Source organism: Nocardia sp. NPDC051052, assembly GCF_044456045.1.
In the GTDB taxonomy this organism is placed as follows: domain Bacteria; phylum Actinomycetota; class Actinomycetes; order Mycobacteriales; family Mycobacteriaceae; genus Nocardia.
The window spans coordinates 1-2,913 of record NZ_JBITFL010000043.1; the positions used below are offsets into that span (position 1 = coordinate 1).

1 protein-coding gene is annotated in these 2,913 nt (G+C 63.2%); it reads left to right on the plus strand.

The window, feature by feature from the left end; all coding sequences use genetic code 11:
* Nucleotides 1–133: 133 nt before the first annotated feature.
* A partial coding sequence (locus ACIBCN_RS44455) for an SDR family NAD(P)-dependent oxidoreductase (RefSeq protein WP_396998917.1) occupies nucleotides 134–2,913 on the plus strand: 2,780 nt, incomplete at its 3' end.

The window sequence follows — 2,913 nt, forward strand, 5'->3', positions numbered from 1 at the left end:
GGTGCGGGTGGTGGGGTCGATACGGCGTGGTGAGGGTGGTGTGGAGCGGTTTTTGCGGTCGGTCGCTGAGGCTGATGTCGCGGGGGCGGGTGTGGTTTGGTCGGTGTTGTGGTCCGGGGGTGCGCGTCGGCGGGTGGTGTTGCCGACGTATGCGTTTGAGCGTCGCCGGTATTGGCTTGACGCTCCTGTGGCGGGTGATCCAGCAGCGTGGGGACTGACCGGTTCCGAGCACCCGTTGATCGGCGCGGTAATGACAGTGCCGGGTTCGGGGACGGTTGTGTACACGGGCAGGTTGTCGGTGCGAGGAGAGCGGTGGCTGGCCGATCACGTGGTTTTCGGTCAGGTGATAGCGCCGGGTGCGGTGTTTGTGGAATGGCTGGCCGTCATCGGTGCTGACCTCGAATGTAATCGTCTGTTGGAGCTGACGATCCGGTCGCCGCTGGTGGTATCGCCGCACGGTGGTGTGACGGTGCGGATCGTCGTCGATAGCCCCGATGATTCTGGATATCGGTCGGTGTCGTTGTACGCGCACGACGACAACTGCGATGTAGGTGCTGACTGGATTGTGCACGCTGAGGCTGTTCTCGCGCCGGGCACCGCAGATCCGGGCGTGGTTACGGAGTTGGCACAGTGGCCGCCGCTAGACGCGATGGCCGTGGATCTGGGCGATTGTTACGATGAACTTTCCGATGCCGGGTATGTATATGGACCTGCCTTCCAGGGCCTCCAGTCGGTGTGGCGGCGTGGTGAGGACCTCTTTGTCGAGGCGACCCTGCCTGAAACGGCCAATGGCGTAACGGGATACGGTCTGCACCCGGCACTGTTGGATTCGCTGTTCCAAGGTATGGCCGTGGCCGGCGGCGACTCGGGAATCGGGGGCGCCGCCAGCGGGCCCCGGATGCCGTTCGCCTGGCAGGACGTCGCACTGCATGCGGTGGGAGCCACTGTCTTGCGGGCGCATATAACGGGTGATGCCGTGCGGGATTCCGGTGCCGAGGATGGCTCGGGTTCGGTTGCCGTGTCGATTCGGGCGGTAGATGAGCTCGGGCAGCCGGTTCTGACGATCGGGTCTCTGACGACGCGTCCGGTGGTGCTGCCGGAGTCGGTGCCGGGTGAGCGGTTGTTGGGTTTGCAGTGGATCCCGCAGGCTGGTCCGGTTGTAGCGATGCCGGAGGTCGCGGTGTTTTCTCGGGTCGAGTCGTTCTTGGAGCGGGCGTCCGATGCTGAAAGTGTTTTGCCAGCAGTAGTTTTCGATCTACGTGATGACGGTGCGAGCACTGGTGTGCTGGAGCGCCTGCGGGTTGTGGTCGATGGGGCGTTGGCGGTGGTGCAAGCGTGGTCGGGTGAGCCTCGGTTCCGCGACAGTACGTTGGTGGTGTTGACCGCGGGTGCGGTTTCGGTTGCGGGGGAACGGGTTAGCGATCCCGCTGCGGCGGCGGTGTGGGGGTTGGTGCGTTCGGCGCAGTCGGAGGATCCGGGCCGGATCGTGCTCGTTGATACTGATGCCGCAGATGACGGCGATGGTTTGACCCGAATGGTTGCACAGGTCCTCACCAATGGAGAGCCGCAGGTCGTGGTGCGGGAAGGCCAGGTGCACGTGGCGCGACTGACTCGATTGACTGAAGCGGCAGGCGCCTCTGGCGATCTATCGGAGGTGTCGGCGCGGTCGTTGTCGGGCTCGGTAGTCGTCACGGGTGGCACGGCTGGTTTGGGTGCGATTGTTGCGCGGCATCTTGTTGTGGCTCATGGTGTTACGTCGTTGGTGTTGGGGAGTCGTCGGGGTCTGGACGCTGCGGGTGTGGCGGATCTGGTGGAAGAACTGACGGGGTTGGGTGCCATGGTGCGGGTGGTGGCGTGTGATGTGTCTACCCGTGTAGGGGTCGATACCCTGTTGGGTGCGGTTCCGGTGGAGTTGCCGTTGGTGGGTGTGGTCCATGCCGCGGGTGTGCTCGATGATGGTGTGATTGCGGCGTTGACGCCGCGGCGGTTGGATGCGGTGTTGGCGGCGAAGGCGGATGCGGCGTGGTATTTGCATGAGGCCACTCGTGATGCTGATTTGGCGTTGTTTGTGTTGTATTCCTCGGTTGCTGGTGTGTTGGGTGGTGCGGGGCAAGGTAATTACGCTGCGGCGAATAGTTTCTTGGATGCGCTGGCTGAGTTTCGTCGTGGGCAGGGGCTTGTGGCGGTGTCGATTGCGTGGGGTTTGTGGGATTCCGGTTCCGGGATGGGTTCTCGGTTACGCGCGCAAGATACGACTCGGTACGCACGTGAAGGCATGTCGGGTATGACCATTGAGCAGGGGCTCGCTTGGTTCGACGCGGCGACTGTTCAGGATCGAGCAACGGTGACCGCCGCGAGACTCGATCTCCCGACGCTGCGAAGGGCCACATCGATCCCGGCGATCCTGCAGGGTCTGGTTCCACGGGAGCGGCGGACAGTCACCATCGGTGGCTCCGGCGAGGCTGTGTCGCCATTGCAGCAGCGGATCGCGAGGTTACCGGAAGCCGAAGCGTTGCCTCTTGTGCTGGATGTCGTGCGGGATCAGGTCGCGGCGGTGTTGGCCCACGACAGTGGCGATGATATCGATATCGATCGGAATTTCCGTGAGTTGGGTTTCGATTCGCTGACGGCAGTGGAGCTCCGGAACCGGCTCAACACTGCTACGGGGCTGCGGTTACCTGTCACTTTGATATTCGACTATCCCAGCACGCTTGTCGTGGCGCGATATGTACTGGACGAGTTGCGCGGGAATGAAACCGATACGGCCGCTCTGCCAGTAGCGCCGGTGCCGATATCGGTGGGAAGGCCGGACCCGATTGTGATTGTGGGTATGGGTTGTCGGTTCCCTGGTGGGGTGTCGTCGCCGGATGCGTTGTGGCGGTTGTTGATCGAGGAGCGGGATGCGGTGTCGGG